This is a genomic window from Bacillus sp. bc15 (assembly GCF_900142585.1).
In the GTDB taxonomy this organism is placed as follows: domain Bacteria; phylum Bacillota; class Bacilli; order Bacillales; family Bacillaceae_G; genus Bacillus_A; species Bacillus_A cereus.
In genome coordinates this window covers 165,987-189,837 of sequence record NZ_FRBJ01000007.1, presented here as the reverse complement: position 1 = coordinate 189,837, position 23,851 = coordinate 165,987, and the positions used below count along the sequence as shown (strand labels likewise).

The following is a 23,851-nucleotide window of genomic DNA, read 5'->3' as shown; positions in this document are numbered from 1 at the left end:
AAGTTTAGTATGGCGTGTAACATTGATCATTCTATTGAAGATGTGATGAATAAGCTCGAAAGTCAAAAGAATTCTTTACCTGAAGGGATCTTTAAAGAGTTAAAGAGTTTTTTACAAGGTAATCATTCGCAGAAATTATTAAATGATATTTTTCACCTTCTAAAAAAGTATGATTTAGTCAGTGAGGAAGAACGAGAGACGAGAAACGCACAATTATTGCACATTTTGAATTAAGTACTCTTTGGCTTTAGAATTTTTTCAGAAGGGGTGAATGTGATGGATATGAAAAAGATGATTGAAACGATAGAAGTAACTAGAGTGACTGACGAGGAATTATCGATTTCGAATTTACATCCAAAGCTTGTGAAGTTGTATAGTCAAAAAGATAGTACAGAGTATACGAAGCTATTAAAATATATTTTATCATTATCCGTGCAGTTGAAGCTGAATCTCGTATTGAAATATTTTGGTGTGCGTCCGATTGTTGCTGCAGACGAGCGTATGCAATTTCAAGAGATATTTAAATGCTTAGCTAAGAAAGATGAGAATGGGGAATGGTTTCTAAATTTGGTTTCTTTATATGTAGGGCTAATTGTAGTTCTTCATTTTGAGGAGAAAGTGATTGAGAGCAGTTTTTTTGATGATATGGTAGTGGGTGAATGTAATGAAATATAAGATTCTGCTCATAACATTTTTCTATTTAAATGCTTTAATTGCGATTTTAGTTGGTTTTGTAAATATGAAGGTAACTAATTAAGAAAAAGGAATGAAACTAGTTTGATAAAAAGAGTTCTTCAGTTGTTTCCGGCGTTTTTTCGTGTTACCATTAAGCGAATTTTTCATAAGGAGAGAAAGCGATGAAATGGATTTATTTTCTTATTATTAACGTTATAGCTTTTAGCCTTATGGGGCTTGATAAACGAAAAGCAAAGAAGAAACAGTGGAGAACGCCAGAAAGTACGCTGTTTTTATCAGCGGCAGCTGGGGGAGCAGTTGGAGCTTGGATCGGTATGTATATGTTTCATCATAAAACTCATAAAAAGAAATTTGTTTTCGGCATACCGTTACTTGTTGTAATAACGGTATGTTTATTATTCGTTGTATGAGAAATGTCGAAAGAAATGCAGATTGATTATTGGTAAAGTGAGCATGTGAGACCGTATAATGGAGAAAAAATGAGAAGAGGAGAAAAAGGAAGATGGGGAGTCAATCAGCAGAGCAAAAAAAAGGGATACTATATGCGGCTGGTGCTTATACGATGTGGGGAATTCTACCGATTTATTGGAAATGGGTTGAGGAAGTTCCAGCAGATGAAATATTAGCACACCGCATCGTTTGGGCATTTGTTTTTATGTTACTTGTATTAGGTGTTACGAAGAGGTTTCGCCAGTTTATTGGGGAATTTGTGAATCTTTTTAAACGACCTAAATTATTAATGTCATTAACAATAGCTTCAGTCTTGATTAGCGGAAACTGGTTTGTTTACATATGGGCCGTTAATCATAATCATGTTATTGAAGCGAGTCTTGGCTATTATATTAATCCGCTTATTAGTATTTTACTTGGTACAGTCGTTTTAAAGGAAAAGTTAAACTTTTGGCAATATGTTGCAGTTGGTTTAGCAGGAGTAGGGGTTGTCATTTTAACAGTACGTTTCGGATCTATTCCGTGGGTTTCTCTTTCACTTGCCTTTTCATTTGGATTATACGGATTAACGAAAAAACTGTTAAACTATGATGCCACAATTGGACTTACGATGGAAACGATGTTAGTGACGCCGTTTGCAATCATTTATCTTGTTATGACAGGAGCACATGGTTTCGGCTCATTTGGATCTATTTCAATGTTATCAACGTTACTTTTAATAGGAGCAGGTATTGTAACGGCATTACCACTATTTTATTTTGCAAAAGGAGCACAACTTATTCCGCTTTATATGGTGGGATTTTTACAATATATTGCGCCAACAATTAGCTTAATTTTAGGTGTATTTGTATTTGGTGAACATTTCACATCTACACATATGATTGCATTTTTCTGTATATGGGTTGCTTTATTTGTATTCTCGGTAGCGAAGACAAAGTTTTTAGTGCAGAAACAACCGAAATTTATAAAAAATAAATCAGCAAAAGTATCATAATGCGTAGTATTTTCTACGCATTTTTCTTTATACTGATACTATATAGGATTTCCATCATAGCTAGTAGGGAGCTGAGAACGTGGAAACAATTTTACATAATGATCCGCTTATGGCCGCTGTAATTTCATGGTTTTTAGCACAATTAACGAAAGTAGTCTTTAAATTAGTCAAAACGGGTGAATTTGATTTTGCAAAGTTTTTCGCTTCAGGTGGGATGCCGAGTTCTCATGCTTCAACTGTTACAGCACTTGCTACAGGAGTTGGGGTAGTAGAAGGTGTGGAAAGCTCGATGTTTGCGGTTGCTACTATTTTTGCCATTATTGTTATGTATGATGCTTCAGGAGTAAGGCTTGCAGTAAGTAAACAAGCAAAAATATTGAATGAGTTTTTTCACGGTAGAGAAACAGAATATAAGAAGTTAAATGAACTTGTTGGGCATACACCGTATGAAGTAGTAGTTGGTGCTTTATTAGGGATTATTGTCGGAGTAGGATATTGTTTATGAGCGGAACATTTTATATGTTCTGCTTTTCTTTGTTTTTATACATATTCAGCTACCTTTTTGAATATCGTTATACGGATTTCGAAAGGGTGGGTGAGTAACTTGTTATTATATGAAAAAGTGCATGAAGAAATAGCGAGAAGAACAACTGCACTTCAAACAATGCAACGGCAAGATGGTACGTGGCAGTTTTGTTTTGAAGGAACGCCACTAACAGATTGTCATATGATTTTTTTATTAAAATTATTAGGTAGAGATAAAGAGATAGAACCGTTTGTAAAAAGATTAGCATCACTTCAAACAAATGAAGGAACATGGAAATTGTATGAAGATGAAATGGGTGGTAATTTATCTGCTACAATTCAATCTTATGCTGCCTTACTTGCATCGGAAAAATATACAAAAGAAGATGCGAATATGAAGCGAGCGGAAATGTTTATAAATGAGCGCGGGGGGGTAGCGCGTGCTCATTTTATGACGAAGTTTTTATTAGCAATTCATGGAGAATATGAATACCCTTCTCTCTTTCATTTGCCAACACCAATTATGTTTCTGCAGAATGATTCCCCTCTCAGTATTTTTGAACTGAGTAGCTCAGCACGTATTCATTTAATTCCGATGATGTTGTGTTTAAATAAAAGATTTCGAGTAGAGAAAAAGTTATTGCCAAATTTAAATCATATTGCAGGCGGGGGCGGAGGATGGTTTCGGGAGGACCGATCTCCGGTTTTTCAAACATTATTAAGTGACGTGAAGAAAATTATAACGTATCCACTTTCTTTGCATCATAAAGGATATGAGGAAGTAGAACGTTTTATGAAAGAGCGTATTGATGAAAATGGAACATTATATAGTTACGCAACTGCCTCGTTTTATATGATTTATGCTTTACTTGCATTAGGACATTCTATTCAATCACCAATTATTCAGAAGGCTATAACGGGAATCACATCTTATATATGGAAGATGGAGAGAGGGAGCCATTTGCAAAACTCTCCGTCAACTATATGGGATACAGCTTTACTCAGTTATGCTTTGCAAGAAGCTCAAGTTCCGAAAGCAAGTAAAGTGATTCAAAATGCATCAGCGTATTTACTAAGAAAACAGCAAACAAAGAAAGTAGATTGGAGTGTACATGCACCGGATCTCTTCCCAGGTGGTTGGGGCTTTTCGGATGTGAATACGACGATTCCAGATATTGATGATACAACTGCTACGTTAAGAGCATTGGCGCGAAGTAGAGGGAACGAAAATGTAGACAATGCTTGGAAGCGAGCGGTTAATTGGGTTAAAGGATTGCAAAATAATGATGGTGGTTGGGGGGCTTTTGAAAAAGGGGTAACGAGCCGTATATTAGCAAATTTACCAATCGAAAATGCAAGTGATATGATTACAGATCCTTCTACACCAGATATTACAGGAAGAGTGTTAGAATTTTTCGGGACGTATACGCAAAATCAATTGCCCGAGAAACAAAAACAAAGTGCGATAAATTGGTTAATGAATGTACAAGAGGAAAATGGATCGTGGTATGGGAAATGGGGAATTTGTTATATATATGGTACGTGGGCAGTGTTGACGGGTTTACGGTCACTCGGAATACCATCTAGCGATCCATCATTGAAACGAGCAGCTTTATGGCTTGAACATATACAGCATGAAGATGGTGGCTGGGGAGAATCTTGCCAAAGTAGTGTGGAAAAAAGATTTGTTACTTTGCCATTTAGTACACCATCCCAAACAGCATGGGCGTTAGATGCCCTCATTTCTTACTATGATAAAGAAACGCCAGTCATTCGCAAAGGTATTTCATATTTGCTCTCCAACCCTTATGTAAATGAAAAATATCCTACTGGAACAGGCTTGCCAGGTGGGTTTTATATTCGTTATCATAGTTATGCTCATATATATCCGTTGCTTACTTTGGCTCATTATGCAAAAAAATATAGAAAATAAACCGAGAGATGTCTCTCGGTTTATTTTGTTGGGTAGTAGGTCCCTTTTGAAAAGAATAAGGTTGTGATGTACCTTATTTTTCGGTTGATTGGCGTTTTTGACGTGCATCAGCGGCATTTGCACGTGCGTTTGCTTCTAAGTCATTGTGGTCAGCGAGTTCGCGAGAGAACTCAACATCAATGCCATCAGTTGCTTTGCTTTGTTTGAAATTCTTTTTGTTCATTCGACATAATCTCCTTGCACTTTATGCGACGTTGCAAAGTTAGTTTGACACAAATAGACTTTTTTATACAAAGAGGAATTGAAAAGCAAAAAGCCGAAATATACAGTATAAGTAATAGAAATGGGGGATAGGAATGGAGTTTTTAAATGGGAAAACAGCTGTTGTAACAGGAGCTGCACAGGGAATTGGAAAAGAGATTGCAAGGGTTTATGCAAAACTAGGGGCGAAAGTATTAATTAGCGATGTAAATGAAGAGAATCTACAAAAAACGACACGTGAGTTATCAGATGAAGGATATGAAGTGTGCTCATATCGATGTGATGTGAGTAATCAAAATGAAGCGAAGTCGTTAATTGAATATGCGGTTCAAAAATTCGGTACATTACATATTTTGGTGAATAACGCCGGGATTACAAGAGATGCAATGTTACATAAAATGGAGAAGTCTGCTTGGGAACAAGTATTACAAGTGAACTTAACTGGTGTTTTTTATTGTATGCAACCAGCGCTTCTTTACATGAGACAACAAGGGTATGGACGCATTATTAATATATCTTCAATTAGTAGAGAAGGAAACATAGGTCAAGCAAATTATGCGGCTACAAAGGCAGGAGTTGTCGGTTTAACGAAAACAGCAGCGAAAGAAGTTGGAAGCTTCGGTATTACTTGTAATGCGATTTGTCCGGGTTTTATGGATACAGATATGACAAAAACGATACCAGATAAAGTGAAAGAAAAGATGGTTGGTGCTATTCCAGTTGGTAGAATTGGAACGCCAGAAGATATTGCGAACGCAGCAGCTTTTTTAGCATCAGAATACGCATCTTATATTACAGGTGAAGTATTAAATGTGAGCGGAGGACTGCAAGTTTAAAGGAATACATAATGAAAAGAACCTGACCAGGTAGGTCAGGTTCTTTCTCATTAATTTAAGTTAAGCCAAACGCTCTTTACTTCTGTATAGTTATTTAATGCGTAAGATCCCATTTCACGGCCAAGACCAGATTGTTTAAATCCTCCAAATGGAGATGCTGCATCAAAGACGTTATAACAGTTTACCCATACTGTACCTGCACGTACTTTACTTGCAACATAGTGTGCTGTTTTAACATTTTCTGTCCACACACCAGCCGCTAAGCCGAATTGTGATTTATTTGCACGTTCAATTACTTCATCAATATCGTTAAACGGTATTGCAGAAATAACTGGACCGAAAATTTCTTCTTTTGCGATCGTCATTTCATCATTTACGTCAGCGAATACTGTAGGAGAAACGAAGTAGCCTTGATCGAATGGATTACTTCCTCCGCATAGTACTTCAGCTCCTTCTTCAATCCCTTTTTCAATGTAGCCCATTACACGTTTTTGTTGTTCTTCAGAAACGAGAGGACCAATTGTTGTTTCAGGGTTAAGACCGACACCTTGATTTAGTTTTTTAGAATAGAGGACGAGATCAGCCATGACATTATCATACATTTTCTTCGGAACAAATAAGCGTGACCCAGCAGAGCATACTTGTCCTTGGTTAAACATAACACCAGAAAGTGCACCAGGAATCGCGCGAGATAAATCAGCATCTGGCAAGATGATATTTGGTGATTTACCGCCTAATTCAAGTGTAACGCGTTTTAATGATTCGGATGCTTGTCGCATAATTTGTTTACCGACAGGAGTAGAACCGGTAAATGCAATTTTATCAACGAGTGGATGATTAACGAGAGCTTGTCCAGCTGATTCACCGAATCCAGGTACGATATTAATAACACCTTTCGGGAATCCAGCTTCTTCAATTAATTCAGCTAAGTATAGAGCAGATAGTGGAGTTTGTTCTGCAGGTTTTAAAACGATTGTACATCCTGTAGCAAGCGCTGCTCCCATTTTCCACATTGCCATAAGAAGCGGGAAGTTCCAAGGGATAATTTGACCAACGACACCAACAGCTTCATGGCGTGTATAGTTAAAGTAATCACCGGAAACAGGAATTGTTTGACCAACGATTTTCGTAGCCCATCCAGCGTAATAGCGCATATGCTCAATTGCAAGTGGTATGTCTGCTGCCGTTGTTTCACGGATTGGTTTTCCGTTATCTAATGTTTCGAGCTGTGCAAGCTCTTCTTTATGTTCTTCCATTAGATCAGCTAACTTGTACATGAGACGGCTTCGCTCAGCAGTGCTCATACGAGACCAAGGACCTTCGTCAAAAGCCATACGAGCTGCGACTACAGCTTTATGAATATCTTCGCGACCAGCTTCAGAAACGACGGCAAGTGTTTCACCAGTTGCTGGGTTAGGTGTTTTAAACGTTTTACCGGAAGCGCTTTCAATGAAAGATCCATTCACATATAACTTTTTTGTACCTTGAAGAAACTTTTCTACCTTTTCATGAAGATTTACAGCTAGTTGACTCATTGTATAACCCCCTTGAAAATATAATGTAAACGCAGTACGAGACGGCGCTTATTCCGAAATCAAGGATGTGGAAACTAGATGGAAAGCCTCTAATTAAAATCATAATTAATAAATACTGAAAATTCAAATTTCATTTGTGTTACAATTGTAAAAAATATGTAATGTAAGAGAAGCTTCTATATGATTATAAAAAATCCTGCTTGTTTTTGCTTTCTAGTAGGAAAAACTAGAAGAACAATGGTACAATAATACATCGTGAGAGGAGGGGGAAAAATGAAAGATTATCATGATGATCCACGCTTTCGAATAGCCCATAGAGAAGCGTTAATTGGTCTTGGACTTGCTATTATTAATTTTATAATATGGTACGGATTTGCTTATGGGCTTGGTAGTAAAGATCCAAGTGAATATACATATGTATTAGGTTTTCCCGCATGGTTTTTTTATAGCTGTATCGTTGGATTTATCGTTATGGTTATTTTACTTAGTTTAGTTGTTCGTTTTGTATTTCAAGATATTTCACTCGATGAGGAAGAAAAAAGTGAGGAATAATAGATGAATTGGTATGTAATCATTCCAATGATAATTTCGTTTATCGTTGTATTTTTAATTGGTGTATATGCTTCAAGACGCGTGCAAGCAACAGCACATAATAAATTTTTACAAGAATATTTTCTTGGTGGGCGTGAGTTAGGCGGTTTATTATTAGCGATGACAATGATTGCTACGTACGGTAGTGCAAGTAGCTTTATTGGTGGTCCCGGTATTGCTTACAATATGGGGCTTGGATGGGTACTATTATCTGCAATTCAAGTTGTAACAGGATATATCGTTTTAACGGTTATCGGTAAAAAGTTTGCAATTATTGCTAGGAAGATGGAAGCAATTACTCTTATCGATTATTTAAAAGGGAGATACAATAATAAAGCAGTTGTTATACTCTCTGCGTTATGTATTATTATCTTTTTATTTTCAGCGACAGTAGCCCAGTGGGTCGGCGGTGGACGATTAATCGAGTCACTAACGGGTCTATCGTATACAACAGCACTATTTTTATTTACTTTTTCTGTACTTGTGTACGTATTAATTGGTGGATTTCGTGCAGTCGCGCTATCAGATACATTATTAGGAATCATTATGTTAGTTGGAACGACAATCATTTTAATTGCTACTGTCATTGCTGGTGGTGGAATTGAAAAGATTATGCAGGAACTTGTTCAAATTAATCCAAATTTAATTACACCATTCGGAGCAGATGGCAGTTTAACGAAATCATATGTTACATCATTTTGGATTTTAATTGGAATTGGCGTTGTAGGTTTACCGCAAATTAGCGTGCGTGCCATGTCTTATAAAAATTCAAAAGCTATGCACCAAGCTTTAATAATTGGAACAGTTGTCGTTGGTACAATTATGATTGGTATGCATTTAACAGGTGTATTTGCAAGAGTAGTACTTCCAGGTATAACGGTACCAGATAAAGTAATGCCGCTACTCGCGATGGAAGTGTTGCCACCTTGGTTAGCTGGAGTTTTCTTAGCTGCACCAATGGCGGCGATTATGTCTACAGTAAACTCTTTATTATTACTTGTAAGCTCGTCAATTATTAAAGATATATACGTAAATTACATAAATAAAGATGCAGCAGACAGTACGATAAAAAAAGGAAGTTTGTGGATTACTGGTATTGTAGGGCTACTCGTTTATGCAGCGGCGATTAAACCACCAGATTTTTTAATATGGCTAAATTTATTTTCTTTCGGTGGATTAGAAGCAGCATTCATTTGGCCAATCGTATTAGGGTTATATTGGAGAAAAGGAAATGCTACGGGAGCGCTTGCTTCCATTTTCGTTGGAGTAGGTTCATATATGTGTATTCATCTTTTCTATCCAAATCCGTTCGGTATACATACAGTTGTCTTCCCAATTTGTTTTGCGTTTATCGCTTATGTTATTGGAAGTATGAGTGCTGTAAAAAAAACAGTATAGGTTAGCTGAAGAACGTAGTCCTTATAAGACTGCGTTTTTTCGTATGAATTTGTTCTTTTTTATTCTGTATATCCACGTTTATTCATAAATTAATAACAACTGAGGGGATGGAGTTGAGGTCGATGAAAAAAGTGTTATTTTTAGGAGACCCAGGCATTGATGACTCTTTAGCAATTATGTATGGATTGTTGCATCCTGATATTGATATTGTTGGAGTAGTAACTGGATATGGAAATGTAACACAAGAAAAGGCGACAAGTAATGCCGCATATTTATTGCAAATGGCAGGAAGGGAAGATATACCTGTTATTAATGGTGCGAAAATTCCTTTATCCGGAGATGTTACAACGTATTATCCAGAAATTCATGGGGCAGACGGTTTAGGGCCAATTAAACCTCCAAAAACTTTTTCGCCAAATATAAAGCCTTTTTGTGCATTTTTTGATCTTCTTGAAAAATATAAAGGGGAATTAATAATAGTCGATGCTGGTAGATCAACAACACTAGCGACGGCATTTATTTTAGAAAAGCCGATGATGAAGTATGTGAAAGAATATTATATAATGGGCGGTGCTTTCTTAATGCCTGGCAATGTAACACCAGTCGCAGAGGCGAATTTTCATGGTGATCCGATTGCGTCGCAATTAGTTATGCAAAATGCTAAAAATGTGACATTAGTACCACTTAACGTTACATCTGAAGCAATTATTACGCCGGAAATGGTAAAATATATTACGAAACACTCTAAAACGAGTTTTAATAAGTTAATCGAGCCGATATTTACGTATTATTATAAAGCTTATAGAAAGTTAAATCCGAAAATAAAAGGAAGCCCAGTACATGACGTCGTTACAATGATGGTTGCGGCAAATCCATCCCTTTTAGACTATGTATATCGTCGTGTCGATGTAGATACAGCTGGAATTGCAAAAGGAGAGAGTATTGCTGATTTTCGGCCTCAACCTGATGCAAAAGCATTAAAAAATTGGGTGCGAATTGGTTGGTCGTTACATTATAAAAAGTTTCTTGAGGATTTTGTGAAATTTATGACGTAGACATAATAGGAGCATACAAGTTAAAATAATGGAGATGGTTATTTAAATGACCATCTCCATTATTTTGTTTTTTAATCATAAATAGAGAAGAGTTACACAATAGGAGAGGAATTTTACTTGAAAAAAACTATAGTATGCGCAGTAATTGTGGGTATTTTTGTTTTGCTAATATCGGGTAACTTTTTAGTGAAAAAAGTGTGGAGTTCAAATAATGATGATGCACAGTATATTGCATCTTTTATTGAAGAACATAAAGATGAAAAAAATAGTGCGCTTCTAGTAAAGAGAAATGATAAAGTTGTTTATTCTGTAAACCCAAATGTTGTATTGCCAGTTGCTAGTACGATGAAATTAATTGTGGCGCTTGAATATACGAAACAAGTTACTGAAGGGAAAATTGATTCGTCTAGTTTTGTGTCGATTAACGATGTGAATCGCTATTATGTGCCGAATACAGATGGTGGTGCACAAGATAGATGGCAAAAGTATTTGGAGAAGACGGGCAAGATAACTGAAGGAGCGGTTTCTTTAGAAGAAGTGGCAAAAGGAATGGTTAAGTTTAGTTCGAATGCAAATGCTGAATACTTAATGGAATTGTTAGGATTAGACAACATCAATCGAAATTTACAAAGTTTATCACTTCCTGCACATCAACCACTATTTCCAATCGTTTCATCTTTGTATATCCCGGGATATTTGCATAAAGAATTACATGTTCCAAAATATAAAATAGAGAAAAAGTTAAAAGAAATGTCTCAAGAGCAATATCGTGAATATTCGATGATTATTCATGAACGCTTAAAGAAGAAGGGACCATTATTACAGAAGGAAATTCCGCTTTATTTAGAGGAACGTTACGACAAAATTTGGTCAGATAGATTACCAGCAGCTTCTGCAAATGATTATATGGTATTACTTCAAAAGGCAAACCATAAAGGTGGCTTGACAGAAGCTGAAGAAAAAGTGTGGGCAAATATCGTTGAAACAGACATGAGTGCTAAGAAATACCGTAAAACATTTAGACATGCTGGACAAAAGAATGGTTACACACCATGGACGGTTACAAAAGCGGTTTACGCTATGGATAAACGTGGAAACTGTACAGAAATTGTGTTTTTGGCGAACAATTTAAATGAAGACGATAGTGCGGAAATACGGAAACATTTAGCAAACTTACATTTCCAAGTGTTGCAAAGTGATAAGTATGATGCGACTTTTATTAAATAAACTCGGTGCAGAGAGCACCGAGTTTATTTTTATGTACAGGCACTTTTTTTCTATCAATGGGTATGATGGGTAGTAATACTTAGGTGAGAGGGGAAAAGGTGATGAAACAGAGTAAGGAAGAGTTTATAAAGAGTGAAGGCGCTGATTTCCCTGGAAAAACATATGTGGATTGTGTATTACAACATGTATTTGATTTTCAACGAAATTACTTATTGAAAGATATGTTTCAAGTGCATAAAGCACATATTACGATGCTGACTGAAGAAAGTTTAATAAAAATAGAAGAAGCTAAAGTTATATTAAACGCACTTAGAAAAGTAGAGCGAATACCAAAAGATAAATTGGTATATACAGAGCAGCATGAAGACCTCTTTTTTTTAATCGAACATTTAATTTCTCAAGAAGCGAAATGCGATTTTGTAAGTAATATGCATATTGGTAGAAGTAGAAATGATATGGGTGTAACGATGTATCGCATGAGTTTAAGGCGGTATATATTACGATTAATGGAACATCATTTGCTATTGCAAGAAAGTGTACTGCAACTTGCTGATGATCATAAGGAAACGATCATGCCAGCTTATACACATACACAACCGGCACAGCCAACAACATTTGGTCATTATACTTTAGCAATTTATGATACGATGCAAAGAGATTTAGAACGAATGAAAAAAACGTACCAGCTTTTAAATCAGTCTCCAATGGGGGCGGCTGCACTCTCTACAACAAGTTTCCCGATTAAACGAGAACGAGTTGCTCATCTACTTGGGTTTACAACTGTAATTGAGAACTCATATGATGCTGTTGCCGGAGCGGATTATTTATTAGAAGTTAGCTCGCTACTTATGGTAATGATGACGAATACGAGTAGATGGATTCATGACTTTTTGTTGTTAGCAACGAAAGAATATGACGGTATTACTGTTGCAAAGCCATATGTACAAATTAGTAGTATTATGCCGCAAAAACGAAATCCGGTTTCAATTGAACACGCTCGTGCAATTACGAGTAGTGCTTTAGGAGAAGCATTTACAGTATTTCAAATGATTCATAATACACCATTTGGTGATATTGTCGATACGGAAGATGACTTGCAGCCATATTTATATAAAGGGATTGAAAAGGCGATTCGTGTTTTTTGTATGATGAATGCAGTGATCCTAACGATGAAAGTAGAAGAAGAAACGTTAAAAAGTCGTTCCTATAAACATGCAATAACGATAACGGATTTCGCTGATGTTTTAACGAAAAATTATGAAATTCCATTTCGGCATGCTCATCATGCAGCAAGTGCTATTGTAAATATGTCATTGGAGCAGAAAAAAGAACTACATGAATTACACTTCAAAGATGTAAATATGTATTTGCAAGAACATTTTAAAATAAATTTATTAGAAAAAGAGTGGAAAGAAATTATATCGCCAGAAGCTTTTATTCAAAAAAGAAATGTATACGGTGGACCGAGTAAAAAAGAAATGAAGCGTATGATTAAAAATCGAAAAGAGTCCTTTCGAAAAGAAGAAGATGTATTTGAAAAGGAAAAACAGAGAATTTTACAAGCTGAAAATGCCTTGAATACATTAGCTTTGAATATTATTGAATCGTAAAAGAGGGATTTAATGAATTAATCGCCAATACTTAATTAAAATATAAATAGAGAGAAGAGATTGTCGATGATTCAATTACATGTATATGAAGAGATTTTTCATTTTAAAGAAGATGTTACACCATTTCTAGAAAAGAATGAGCAGGAAAACAATCTCATATTAGGTGTATTACAAATGGTTCAAGAACCGATATTTATGGGGATAGCGAAACAAGGAGAAGACATTGCGGTTGTATTTCTGCAAACAGAAGAGAAGAAACAAATCATTGTTGCAACTTCTGAAATTTCGGGAGTAGCTATTGAGGAACTTGCAAAAGAGTTAACGAAAGTATATCCGGATATTCCTGGATTGATCGGTAATAAGAAAATTGTACAGAAATTAGCGGAAGAGATTGCGGTATTAGAAAATAAGAAAATGAATGTTGCAATGGAGCAAGGTGTGTATGAGCTGAACAGAGTAAAGAAGAAGTGTAATGCGAACGGACTTTTCCGGGCGGTAAATAATGATGAATTACCATTAATAGAACAGTGGATATATCAATTTTGTGAAGACGTAAAGCTTCCTACTACGAAAGAAGAAGCAAAACAAAATGCGCATACATTAATAACTACAAATCGACTGTTTGGTTTGGAAGTAGATAGGAAACTTGTTTCTGTAGCTGCAAAAACGAGACCAACGAAAAATAATATAACAGTTAATTTCGTATACACGCCGAAAGAAGCAAGGAAAAAGGGATACGCATCTAATTGTGTAGCGGCACTTAGTCAACGTATGTTAGATGAAGGGTACAAGACGACTACGTTATATACTGATCTAGCGAATCCAACATCTAATAAGATTTATCAAGAAATCGGTTATGAGCAAATTGCGGAGTCTGTGCTTATATTTTTAGAGAAGTAAAACAAAAAGGTGTGCAATTTTAGCACACCTTTTTGTTATTCATCAATTCTAATAATCTCGCCTTGAGGGAAGTCCTCAGTTTCTAGTAAGTTACGAATAGCTTTCGCAACATATTCAGGTGATAATAGTTTTCCTTCTTCTTTTAATGCAATGAAGCGATCCAAATTTATGAAATCTTCTTTATTTGTTTCACGAATTTGTGATTGCATATTTGTATCAACAACACCAGGTGCAAAAGCGACGATTTTTACTGGATATTCTTTTTCTACTTCTTCAGTTGCTACGCACTGTGTAAACATATTTACACCAGCTTTCGTTGTACAATAAGCGCCCCAGCCAAAGTAAGGGTTTTTTCCTGCACCAGATGAAATGTTAATAACGCGTTTATCTACTTTCCAGTCTTTCGTATGTTTCATAAATATAGATGTAAGAATCATAGGTGCAAGTAAATTAATGTGAACGTTCGTAATGAATTGTTCGCTTTCAGCTTTTTCAATTGGCTTCATAGGTGCAACTGTACCCGCATTATTAATTAAATGAATAGAGGATACATTGTCTTTTTTAATAGATGAAATGATCTCTTTAAAGTTAATTTCTAAGTTATGTACATCTTGAAGATCTAGGGAATGAAAAATGCAATTGCTGTTATATTGCTCTGCAAGTTTTGTAAGCTCTTTATTTTCTCTTCTAGAAATAGAGATGACAGTTGTATTTTTTTCTAATAATTGCGTAGCGATTGCCTCACCTAAACCTTGTGAAGTTCCTGTTATGATAACGTAGCGCATAGTTTTATAAACCCCTCTCATATGTGCGGAATTTTGTTGGACAACGTACATTGTATAGTTTGTCTACATTTTATAGTATAGAGCACTTTTTACTATAATTGAAATGAGATGATTGTGTGCCTTTTATAAATAGGTTTACGACAACAGTACCTGGTGCCGTCACGTTTACTGGGAATACGCTGGGACTTAGCCCTACATCACCTGCACCAGGTAATATTTTTGGTACACTTGCTGTGTTTACGACAGTAAATACAGCGTTGCAAGTACCAGGATTCCCAGCAGGGACAACAGATGAGTGGCAATTGAATTCTTCAAGTGCAATTTTAAATCTTCCAGCGGGGAGCAGTGTGTTATATGCAGAATTAGTTTGGGCTGGTACTTTCCGGACTGATACGGAAGATGTTTTACCATTTTTAAATGATAACATTACATTTACAACGCCAGCAGGGACGTTTTCTGTTACGCCAGATCCTGCTACCGCGCAGCAAGGTTCAGTAGGAAACCAGTTTTATTATGCTCGCTCTGCCAATGTAACGAATCTTGTTAGTGCAGGTGGAGCAGGCACATATACAACAGGTGCCGTGCCAGCTGCAAGAACTTCAGCTGACCCGACAATCAGTCGTTCAGCTGGATGGACGCTTGAGGTTGTGTATCAAAATGCAAGTTTACCACTTCGAAATTTGTCAGTATATGCAGGCCAAGAAATTATTGATGCTTCATCACCACCAGTTGATGCTACTATTTCAGGATTTGCTACGCCGGCAACAGGAGCTGTTACAGGAAGAGTGCTCGTAACTGCTCAAGAAGGCGATTCTAACATTGTTGGAGATCAACTTCGCTTTGGACCGAATGCAAATGCTACAGTTGCATTATTCGGACCGAGAAATCCTGCGAATAATTTCTTTCAGTCACAAATTTGTAATGATAGTGGAAATTTAGATACGAGCGGCACGTTTGGAGATTTGAATCAGCCGTTAGGGGTAGCTTTGGCCGTCCGAAGACAAGGGTGGGATATTACGAATGTAGATGCCTCCTCATCTTTAGTAAACAGTCAAACATCAGCAACGGTTCGATTTGTTACAAATGGAGATGGATACGCAGCAGCTGGTTTTGGTGTTCAAATTGATGCAACAGGTCCAATTATTAATCCTGTTAAATCAGTTAATAGAACAGTCGCGGGGGTAGGGGATACTCTCACTTATACAATTACGGTCCCAAATACAGGAACAGGAAGTGCAGAAAACGTTGTATTACGTGATAGTATTCCGAACGGAACGACGTTTGTTGCAGGTAGTGTTACGGTAGGGGGAGTAACACAGCCGAATGCAAACCCTGCTAATGGAATTAATTTAGGTACAATCCCAAATAACACGCAAAGAATCGTTACATTTCAAGTTCGAATAACATCATTCCCGAATCCCAATCCTATTTTAAATCGTGCAATGGTGTCATATCAATTCCGTCCCTTCGTTGGTAGTCCTCCTATTACAAGTACGTCTTCTTCAAACACAGTACAAACGACAGTGAACCAAGCAACTATTAGTATGCAAAAATCTGTAGATTTACAGACGGCAACACTTAATGATGTATTAACGTACACAGTTAATGTCACAAATAATGGAAACGTCACTGCGAACAATGTTATTTTTGTTGATAGTATCCCTGCTGGAACAACATTTGTCGCAAATAGCGTTACGGTAAATGGAGTAGCGCGTCCAGGAGCGAATCCAGCAAGTAGTATTAATCTTGGAAGTATTAATGCATCGCAAACGACTGTAGTGCGCTTTCAAGTTCGAGTAACATCGAACCCTCTTGTCAATCCAATTCCAAACCGTGCGAGTGTAACATTTAACTTTACTCCAGTGTCTGGTCAACAACCAGTTTCAGGGCAAGCGACAAGTAATACTGTAGTTACGACAATTAATATAGCTGATATAACAACGAGAAAAACAGTGGATAAAGCTTTTGCAACGGTTAACGACGTTCTTACGTACACGGTAACAATTCAAAATACAGGAAATGTACTTGCAACGAACGTTATTTTTCAAGATCCGATCCCAATTGGAACGACATTTATCGCAAATAGTGTGACTGTGGATGGGGTTTCACAACCTGGGGTAAATCCAGCGACTGGGTTTACAGTAGCTAATATATCTCCTGGCGGAAGTAGGACTGTTACATTTCAAGTACGAGTAACATCTACACCATCGGGAGGTACGATTGCGAATCGCGGAAATGTATCTGCTAATTTCGTCGTTATTCCGAATCAGCCACCGATAACAATTAATAGACAAACGAATACAGTTGTGACACAAGTTAATACAGGCGGTTTAAATGTAATAAAAGAAGTAAATACAACGCAAGCGGCGGTAGGGGATACTTTAACGTACACAATTGCCGTCCAAAATACAGGGAATGTTCCGTTAACAAATGTATTTTTCCAAGACCCTATTTCTTCTGCTGTTTCATTTGTTGCAAATTCTGTAACAATTAATGGAGTACAGCAAAGTGGACTAAATCCGAATACAGGATTCTCTCTTCCGAATATTCCTGCGGCTCAAACGGTTGTAGTCACATTTGACGTAGTAATTGTACAGAATCCAGAAAATGAAGATATTTTAAATCAAGCAAATGTAACAGCAAGCTTTCAAGTGAATCCGAATGAACCACCAGTAACAATCAATGTACCGAGTAATGTTGTGAATACGACAGTACAATCAGGAAACTTTGAAGTTGTGAAAGCAGTCAATACGGATGTTGCAACAGTAGGGGATATTTTAGTATATACAATAGAAGTCATAAATGCAGGTAGTGTACCAGCTACGAATGTATTTTTCCAAGATTCAATTCCCCAAGGGACATTATTTATTGAAAATAGTGTAGTTGTGAATGGTGTTTTACAAGAAGGGGCAGATCCAGAACTTGGATTCCTATTAAATAATTTGCCTACTGGCGCCAGTGTTATTGTTACATTTGAAGTATTAATTGATGAAATTCCCCAAGGAAATAATGTTGTAAATAATGCGAATGTAACTGGAGATTTCCTTGTAAATCCAACAGAGCCGCCGATTACTGTAACAGTACCAAGTAATACTGTTATGACGATCGTGAATTCTTCAGGGTTAAATGTAATGAAAAATGTAAGTGCTACTGAAGCCGGTGTAGGAGATACGTTAACGTATACAGTTCGTATACAAAATAGTGGAACGGTGACAGCGACAAATGTATCATTCCTTGATCCGATTCCAGTTGGAACCACTTTTGTAGCGAATAGTGTAACAATAAACGGGACACCTCAACCAGGTTTAAACCCGACAACTGGATTTCCACTTGCTAATATTCCAGTAGGAGGAATGGTGACGGTCACTTTTCAAGTGACAATCACGAGTGTACCGCCAAATAGAGTTCTTCCGAATAATGCGAATGTCACTGCTGATTTCCAAGTAAGTCCTCTCCAGCCACCAATTACAATTGTAACGATTAGTAATATTGTTGTGACGCGAGTGAATGTAGGATCACTTAATGTAATGAAGAGTGTAAATACACTACAAGCCGGTGTAGGAGATACGTTAACGTATACGATTCTTATTCAAAATACAGGAACTGTTCCTGCAACGAATATTGTTTTTCAAGATCCAATTCCGTCTGGTACTGCCTTTGTAGCAAATAGTGTGACGATAAATGGAGTCGTACAGCAAGGCGCGGATCCTATGCTAGGTTTCCCGGTACCAAATATTCCGGTCGGGCAAACGGCTACGATTACGTTTCAAGTTACAGTGACGAGTGTTCCGAGCGGTGGAAATATAAGAAACCAATCGAACGTTACTGCAAGTTTTCTTATAAACCCAGCAAACCCTCCAATAACGACTGTTACAAATAGTAATTTTGTAGTGACGCAAGTAAACACAGCACAGTTAAATATACAAAAATCTTCATCTGTACAACAAGCAGCACTTGGAGAAACTTACACGTATTCTGTTGTCATTCGAAATAACGGTACAGTAACAGCAACGAATGTCTCTTTCCTTGATCCAATTGCTTTAGAAACAACTTTTGTAGCAAATAGTGTAACGATAAATGGAACGCCACAACCTGGATTTGACCCAAATGTTGGTTTCCCGCTTCCTAATATTGCAGCTGGAACATCATTGACAGTAACGTTCCAAGTTACGGTAGTTGCACCGTCTACACGTGGAGCAGTATTAAATACAGCATCTGCTACAGCCACTTTCTTATTAAATCCTTTACAGCCACCTGTAACAACAACGAATTCAAGTAATACAACGGTAGTTACAATACCGTTACCTCCTCCTGGTGAAGTAACTGCAACAAAAACAGTTGATGTTGCAACTGGGGCCGTTGGGGATGTATTAACGTATACTGTGCTCATTTCAAACGTAGGAATTATCCCTGTTACAGATGTGTTCTTCCAAGATGTCATACCAGAAGGAACGACGTTTGTTGACAATAGTGTAACGATAGGTGGAGTGCAGCAACTTGGTTTAAATCCAGAAATAGGATTTACAGTTACTCCATTATTAATCGCTGGTGGAAGTATTGAGATCACATTCCAAGTGACGATTACAGAAATTCCAGATAATGAAGTCATATTAAATGATGCAGATGTTACATTTACTTCACAACCAAATCCGCAGGAACCACCGATTACGGAAACGATATTAACAAATTTAGTCGTTACGACAATTAATATAGCGTTTATTTTTCCATTGAAACTAGTAGATAAAGAAGTAGCGACGGTGGGAGAAATATTAACGTATGATGTATTGATTTTTAATTTCGGAACAGTGCCAGCGACGAATGTTCAATTTATCGATACTACTTCCGCGGGTGTAGCATTTGTACCAGGAAGTGTGAGCATAAACGGGGTACCAGCACCAGGATTAGATCCTTTCATTGGTTTTACAGTTCCAGATATACCTGTCGATGATTTTGTACTTGTCACATATCAGGAAGTGGTTACAAGCATACCAGAAGGTGGAACGATTGTTAATTTTGTAGACGTTACAGCTACATTTGCTGTAAGTGAAACAGAACCGCCTATTACGGAAACAACGACAAGTAATACGACATTAACAGAAATCAATGAGCCTGGTTTGAATGTTTTAAAATCAGTGAGTCAGCCGGTTGTTGCAGTAGGCGATACAATCACATATACAACAGTAGTTCAAAATACAGGAACAGTGCCAGCAACGAATGTTCAATATAGTGATGTATTACCTTCCTCTATAGCATTCGTGCCGAACAGTGTAACGATAGATGGTGTGTTACAACCTGGATTCAATCTGAATAATGGATTCCCGCTTCCAGATATAAATCCAGGTGAAAGTGTAGAAGTCATCTTCCAAGTAACCGTTGTTAGTGCGCCATCAAACGGAACAATTGCCAATACGGCAAATGTAACTGGAAGTTTTGTATTAGTACCAGGAGAACCACCAGTTATAGTAACAGAGCCGAGCAATACAACACTTACAACTGTAAATAGAGGGCAATTTAATGTTATTAAACAAGTAAATAGGGTTGCTACTCTCGTTGGAGATATATTAACGTATACGGTTCAAATAACAAATACAGGAACAGTAACAGCTAATGCTGTTCAGTTTGTTGATACCATTTCAGCAGGGGCGTCATTTGTACCAAATAGTGTAACGATAAATGGAGCCCCGCAACCAAACTTAAATCCGATTACTGGATTTGGAGTTGGAGATATCCCAGTTGGTGAAACAGTTATAGTGACGTTTCAAGCGACAGTTACAAACATCCCGTCATCAGGAACAATTACGAACGTTGCAAATATAACAGGAAGCTTTACTTTAGTGCCAGGAGAACCACCAGTTGTAGTAACAGAGCCGAGTAATACGACGATAACTAGAGTGAATAGAGGACGATTCAGCGTTATAAAATCTGTAAATAAAGAAGCTACACGATTAGGAGATACGTTAACGTATAGTGTGCAAGTTACAAATACGGGAACGGTAACAGCAACGAATGTTCAGTTTATCGATGTTCCATCACCTAGTTTAGAATTCGTTCCTGGAAGTGTACAAATAAATGGGATTCCGCAAGTAGGTTTAGATCCATTTGTAGGCTTTGCATTGCCTGATCTTGCAGTAGGGGATAGTGTATTAATTACATTTGAAGTAAATGTAATCGCAGTTCCGCCTTCTAGTAGCATTATGAATACAGCAAGAGTAACGGGTGATTTCGAATTGATTCCAGGAGAACCTCCGTCTACAATTACCAATTCAAGTAATACGACGGTTACGCCGGTAAATAGAGGCAGCTTAGATATGCTAAAAGAAGTAGACCATTCAGTTGTTGGTGTAGGAGAAACGGTAACGTATACTGTTCGTATATTAAATACTGGTACTGCTGATGCAATGAATGTTCAATTTATCGATGTGCTATCTCAGGAAGCTGATTTCGTTCCAAATAGTGTAACGATAAATGGGGTTCCGCAACCGGGGTTAAATCCGCAGATTGGATTTACGATACCTGATATACCAGTTGGTGAGACGTCACTTGTAACATATGAAGCTACGATTACAAGTTTTCCGGATGGTGGTACAGTAGTGAACGTTGCTGGGGCGTTAGCAGAATATATTTTAGTACCAGGGGAGCCGCCAGTTACAGTGATGGATACAAGCAATACAGTTATAGTGACGGTAAATACTGCAATCTTATTTGTTGCAAAAGGAGCAAACTTTGAAGTAGCAATGATAGGGGATGTTGTCACTTACGGAATCGCTGTTATAAATGATAGTACAGTTCCTGTGACCAATATTGTGTTAACAGATATCATTGATCCGAATACGCTATTTATAAATGGTACGGTAACGGTAAATGATGTACCTCTTCCATTTGCTAATCCGAATACTGGTATTCCGTTAGGTGATTTTCAGCCAAATGATGCAGCAATTATTAATTTCCAAGTTGTAATAATAGGAGGGCAAGTAAATAATTTAGTTACAAATACTGCTACAGCGAATGGGCTTGCAACTGTAAATCCGAATGAGCCGCCAGTAGTAGTTGAAGGTGATAGTAATACAGTTGTTATCCCGTTTATTCCTCAAAATGTCTCAACGACAGTCGTAAAAACGGCAGATTTACAGGTAGCAACAATTGGAGATGTCATTACGTTTACGACAGTCATCACAAATACGGGCGATACTGTAATGCAAAATATTCGTTTTCAAGATATGTTAGATAGTAGTGTTCGATTTGTTCCTGGAAGTGTAACGGTTGATAATACGCCAGTGCCGAATGTAAGCCCGGCAGTAGGGTTTCTTATCGGAAGTTTAAATCCTGGTGAAGCAAGGACAGTTTCGTTCCAAGTAGCAGTACAGAGCGCGCCAAATGGTTCAGGAAATTATATAAATCAAGCGAGTATTCGTTTTGAACATCAAGTAGGCACAGTATTGCCACCTGTTACACAAATAGTAGAAAGTAACATAGTTGTCATTCCATTTGTTCCAACGATTGAACACATTTGCGAAACAAACTTTAATTGCTTAGATAAGATTCCATTTCAATGTTCTCCGTGTAATCATTTGCATGGACATAAAAAATAAAAACAGAAAGAGCATCCAATTATTTTTCAGGATGCTCTTTCTGTTTTAATCATATAGATTCATTTTCGGGCGAGGTGAAAAATTCTTCGATTTTGTCGGAGAGTAGTAATGGAATGGCTCCTTTTATAACAGAAATGTCCCAGTCCCACCATGCGAGATTCTCTAGTTTGTCAATCGTTTCTTGCGGGAAACGATATCGAACAAATTTTGCAGGATTACCAGCTACAATTGCATACGGGGGTACGTCTTTTGTAACAACGCTTCTGGCGCCGATAATGGCCCCGTTACCAATTGTAACACCAGATAAAATGCAGGATTGATAACCAATCCATACATCATTGCCGACTACGATATCACCTTTTGAAGAAGGGTGACCAGTAATATGTGCTCCTTCATCAAAAAGTGCATTAAATGGATAAGTTGTTATCCAGTCTGCGCGATGTTCACCGCCAAGTATGAAAACGACTTCTTCTGCTAATGAACAAAACTTACCTATTTTTAATTTTGTTTCATCGTTCCAAGAAAAAATGGTTGGCCCTACTTTACTATAAGTATAATCACCAATATCATATTTATTATATTCAGGTTTTTGATTTAAATATAACATGCTTCTTCAGCCTCCTTTCTCAATTAAGTGATACGTATGGAATATTATATGCAAGATGTAGTAATGTGAACTGTATTAATAGGTGAAATGAACAAAAGGGAGTGGGATGTATGCGATACGAAATGGGTTTATATAATAAACCGTTTCAGTCAATTCAATCAGGAAAAAAAGTATATGAAGTACGCCTATACGATAAAAAACGTCAACTAATAAACAAAGGTGATGAAATCGTATTTACGAATCTTACGACAACAGAAATGATGACGGTAAAAGTAACGGAAATAAAGCGATACGAGAGCTTTAAATCTATGTATGAACAAATTGATAAAAAATTATTGGATTGTGAAAATGATAGTTTAGAGGAAATGTTAGAAAGTACATACAAAATATATACGAAAGAACAAGAAAAAGAGTGGGGAACAGTTGCGATTCGTATTGAGGTAATAAAATGATAAGAAATCGCGGGGCGGCCATCATTGTACAGGAAGGAAAAATCGCTCTTATAAAACGTATTCGAGAAGAGGAAACATATTATGTTTTTCCTGGCGGAGGGATTGAGGAAGGTGAAACGCCTGAAGAGGCAACGAAAAGAGAGGTATACGAAGAATTAGGGCTACATATAAAAGTGAAGCACCTTATTGCAAAGTTAAAATATAAAGGAAATGAATATTATTATGGCGCCTATATTACAGGGGGAGTGTTCGGAAGCGGAACAGGTGAGGAATTTCAGCGGGAAGGTAGAGGAAGTTATATTCCGTTATGGCTACCGATAAACGAGTTGGAAAAAGTGAATATAAAACCTTATGAAGTGGTCGGAAATATATTTAATTATTATAAAATATAACGTCTGACAACATAC

General features: G+C 37.1%; 20 protein-coding genes. 16 read left to right on the top strand and 4 right to left on the bottom strand.

The genetic code is table 11. The annotated features are described in order from the left end of the window. Positions 1 to 9 precede the first annotated feature (9 nt). The 6 genes from BUA87_RS21500 (at position 10) to BUA87_RS21475 (ending at position 4,598) form a co-directional block, all read left to right on the top strand. Positions 10 to 234 (top strand): hypothetical protein, encoded by a 225-nt coding sequence (locus BUA87_RS21500; RefSeq protein WP_000752378.1) that lies wholly within the window; start codon positions 10 to 12, stop codon positions 232 to 234. Between the two features lie 42 nt (positions 235 to 276). Beyond that, on the top strand, positions 277 to 675 hold the full coding sequence (locus BUA87_RS21495) for a hypothetical protein (RefSeq protein WP_000367304.1): 399 nt from the start codon (positions 277 to 279) through the stop codon (positions 673 to 675). A 182-nt stretch (positions 676 to 857) separates the two neighbouring features. Next, complete coding sequence (locus tag BUA87_RS21490; protein ID WP_000871349.1) at positions 858 to 1,106, top strand: DUF1294 domain-containing protein; 249 nt, start codon at positions 858 to 860, stop codon at positions 1,104 to 1,106. Positions 1,107 to 1,198: 92 nt separating this feature from the next. Then, positions 1,199 to 2,140: an EamA family transporter RarD gene (gene rarD / locus BUA87_RS21485; RefSeq protein ID WP_000535541.1), complete on the top strand. Its 942-nt coding sequence runs from the start codon at positions 1,199 to 1,201 to the stop codon at positions 2,138 to 2,140. A gap of 79 nt (positions 2,141 to 2,219) precedes the next feature. Further along, on the top strand, positions 2,220 to 2,645 hold the full coding sequence (locus BUA87_RS21480) for a divergent PAP2 family protein (RefSeq protein WP_000447821.1): 426 nt from the start codon (positions 2,220 to 2,222) through the stop codon (positions 2,643 to 2,645). A 99-nt stretch (positions 2,646 to 2,744) separates the two neighbouring features. Continuing rightward, the gene (locus BUA87_RS21475) at positions 2,745 to 4,598 is read left to right on the top strand and encodes a terpene cyclase/mutase family protein (protein ID WP_072940756.1); all 1,854 of its coding nucleotides are present in this window, start codon (positions 2,745 to 2,747) and stop codon (positions 4,596 to 4,598) included. 73 nt (positions 4,599 to 4,671) lie between these two features. Here the strand turns inward: BUA87_RS21475 and BUA87_RS21470 are convergent, their stop codons facing one another. Next, positions 4,672 to 4,821: a YfhD family protein gene (locus BUA87_RS21470; protein ID WP_001035815.1), complete on the bottom strand. Its 150-nt coding sequence runs from the start codon at positions 4,819 to 4,821 to the stop codon at positions 4,672 to 4,674. Between the two features lie 133 nt (positions 4,822 to 4,954). Between BUA87_RS21470 and fabG the strand changes: the two genes are divergently transcribed. Then, the gene (gene fabG, locus BUA87_RS21465) at positions 4,955 to 5,695 is read left to right on the top strand and encodes a 3-oxoacyl-ACP reductase FabG (protein ID WP_000395038.1); all 741 of its coding nucleotides are present in this window, start codon (positions 4,955 to 4,957) and stop codon (positions 5,693 to 5,695) included. A gap of 50 nt (positions 5,696 to 5,745) precedes the next feature. Here the strand turns inward: fabG and dhaS are convergent, their stop codons facing one another. Next, complete coding sequence (dhaS, locus tag BUA87_RS21460; RefSeq protein ID WP_071714648.1) at positions 5,746 to 7,230, bottom strand: aldehyde dehydrogenase DhaS; 1,485 nt, start codon at positions 7,228 to 7,230, stop codon at positions 5,746 to 5,748. A 273-nt stretch (positions 7,231 to 7,503) separates the two neighbouring features. Here dhaS and BUA87_RS21455 point away from each other — a divergent pair, with 273 nt between their 5' ends. From BUA87_RS21455 to BUA87_RS21430, 6 genes are all read left to right on the top strand, one after another. Further along, positions 7,504 to 7,782: a YhdT family protein gene (locus BUA87_RS21455; RefSeq protein ID WP_000656237.1), complete on the top strand. Its 279-nt coding sequence runs from the start codon at positions 7,504 to 7,506 to the stop codon at positions 7,780 to 7,782. Between the two features lie 3 nt (positions 7,783 to 7,785). Next, the gene (gene panF, locus BUA87_RS21450; protein ID WP_001104824.1) at positions 7,786 to 9,219 is read left to right on the top strand and encodes a sodium/pantothenate symporter; all 1,434 of its coding nucleotides are present in this window, start codon (positions 7,786 to 7,788) and stop codon (positions 9,217 to 9,219) included. A 122-nt stretch (positions 9,220 to 9,341) separates the two neighbouring features. Beyond that, a complete protein-coding gene (locus tag BUA87_RS21445; RefSeq protein ID WP_000756465.1) occupies positions 9,342 to 10,274 on the top strand; it encodes a nucleoside hydrolase in 933 nt (310 codons plus the stop codon). 117 nt (positions 10,275 to 10,391) lie between these two features. After that, positions 10,392 to 11,501: a serine hydrolase gene (locus BUA87_RS21440; RefSeq protein ID WP_000751368.1), complete on the top strand. Its 1,110-nt coding sequence runs from the start codon at positions 10,392 to 10,394 to the stop codon at positions 11,499 to 11,501. Positions 11,502 to 11,602: 101 nt separating this feature from the next. Continuing rightward, the gene (argH, locus tag BUA87_RS21435) at positions 11,603 to 13,111 is read left to right on the top strand and encodes an argininosuccinate lyase (protein ID WP_072940753.1); all 1,509 of its coding nucleotides are present in this window, start codon (positions 11,603 to 11,605) and stop codon (positions 13,109 to 13,111) included. Between the two features lie 66 nt (positions 13,112 to 13,177). Continuing rightward, positions 13,178 to 14,011, top strand: a complete 834-nt coding sequence (locus tag BUA87_RS21430) for a GNAT family N-acetyltransferase (protein ID WP_000615369.1) — start codon at positions 13,178 to 13,180, stop codon at positions 14,009 to 14,011. A gap of 35 nt (positions 14,012 to 14,046) precedes the next feature. Here BUA87_RS21430 and BUA87_RS21425 read toward each other — a convergent pair whose 3' ends face one another. Further along, positions 14,047 to 14,796: a (S)-benzoin forming benzil reductase gene (locus BUA87_RS21425; protein ID WP_001271054.1), complete on the bottom strand. Its 750-nt coding sequence runs from the start codon at positions 14,794 to 14,796 to the stop codon at positions 14,047 to 14,049. Positions 14,797 to 14,912: 116 nt separating this feature from the next. On the opposite strand from BUA87_RS21425, the gene BUA87_RS21420 reads away from it, so the two are divergent. Then, positions 14,913 to 22,385 carry a DUF7507 domain-containing protein gene (locus tag BUA87_RS21420; RefSeq protein ID WP_071714647.1) on the top strand — a complete coding sequence of 2,491 codons (7,473 nt, stop codon included), beginning with the start codon at positions 14,913 to 14,915 and terminating at the stop codon, positions 22,383 to 22,385. A 49-nt stretch (positions 22,386 to 22,434) separates the two neighbouring features. Here the strand turns inward: BUA87_RS21420 and BUA87_RS21415 are convergent, their stop codons facing one another. Next, a complete protein-coding gene (locus tag BUA87_RS21415; protein ID WP_000966309.1) occupies positions 22,435 to 22,992 on the bottom strand; it encodes a CatB-related O-acetyltransferase in 558 nt (185 codons plus the stop codon). Between the two features lie 110 nt (positions 22,993 to 23,102). On the opposite strand from BUA87_RS21415, the gene BUA87_RS21410 reads away from it, so the two are divergent. Both BUA87_RS21410 and BUA87_RS21405 read left to right on the top strand, forming a co-directional pair. Next, positions 23,103 to 23,444 (top strand): ASCH domain-containing protein, encoded by a 342-nt coding sequence (locus BUA87_RS21410; RefSeq protein WP_016512464.1) that lies wholly within the window; start codon positions 23,103 to 23,105, stop codon positions 23,442 to 23,444. Beyond that, positions 23,441 to 23,836: an NUDIX hydrolase gene (locus BUA87_RS21405; protein ID WP_016512465.1), complete on the top strand. Its 396-nt coding sequence runs from the start codon at positions 23,441 to 23,443 to the stop codon at positions 23,834 to 23,836. The genes BUA87_RS21410 and BUA87_RS21405 overlap by 4 nt, the downstream gene beginning before the upstream one ends. The last annotated feature ends 15 nt before the right edge of the window (positions 23,837 to 23,851 follow it).

Coding starts and splice junctions, on each gene's coding strand:
- BUA87_RS21500 (WP_000752378.1), top strand. CDS start 10: ATGGCGTGTAACATTGATCATTCTATTGAAGATGTGATGAATAAGCTC.
- BUA87_RS21495 (WP_000367304.1), top strand. CDS start 277: ATGGATATGAAAAAGATGATTGAAACGATAGAAGTAACTAGAGTGACT.
- BUA87_RS21490 (WP_000871349.1), top strand. CDS start 858: ATGAAATGGATTTATTTTCTTATTATTAACGTTATAGCTTTTAGCCTT.
- rarD (WP_000535541.1), top strand. CDS start 1,199: ATGGGGAGTCAATCAGCAGAGCAAAAAAAAGGGATACTATATGCGGCT.
- BUA87_RS21470 (WP_001035815.1), bottom strand. CDS start 4,821: ATGAACAAAAAGAATTTCAAACAAAGCAAAGCAACTGATGGCATTGAT.
- fabG (WP_000395038.1), top strand. CDS start 4,955: ATGGAGTTTTTAAATGGGAAAACAGCTGTTGTAACAGGAGCTGCACAG.
- dhaS (WP_071714648.1), bottom strand. CDS start 7,230: ATGAGTCAACTAGCTGTAAATCTTCATGAAAAGGTAGAAAAGTTTCTT.
- BUA87_RS21455 (WP_000656237.1), top strand. CDS start 7,504: ATGAAAGATTATCATGATGATCCACGCTTTCGAATAGCCCATAGAGAA.
- panF (WP_001104824.1), top strand. CDS start 7,786: ATGAATTGGTATGTAATCATTCCAATGATAATTTCGTTTATCGTTGTA.
- BUA87_RS21445 (WP_000756465.1), top strand. CDS start 9,342: ATGAAAAAAGTGTTATTTTTAGGAGACCCAGGCATTGATGACTCTTTA.
- argH (WP_072940753.1), top strand. CDS start 11,603: ATGAAACAGAGTAAGGAAGAGTTTATAAAGAGTGAAGGCGCTGATTTC.
- BUA87_RS21430 (WP_000615369.1), top strand. CDS start 13,178: ATGATTCAATTACATGTATATGAAGAGATTTTTCATTTTAAAGAAGAT.
- BUA87_RS21425 (WP_001271054.1), bottom strand. CDS start 14,796: ATGCGCTACGTTATCATAACAGGAACTTCACAAGGTTTAGGTGAGGCA.
- BUA87_RS21415 (WP_000966309.1), bottom strand. CDS start 22,992: ATGTTATATTTAAATCAAAAACCTGAATATAATAAATATGATATTGGT.
- BUA87_RS21410 (WP_016512464.1), top strand. CDS start 23,103: ATGCGATACGAAATGGGTTTATATAATAAACCGTTTCAGTCAATTCAA.
- BUA87_RS21405 (WP_016512465.1), top strand. CDS start 23,441: ATGATAAGAAATCGCGGGGCGGCCATCATTGTACAGGAAGGAAAAATC.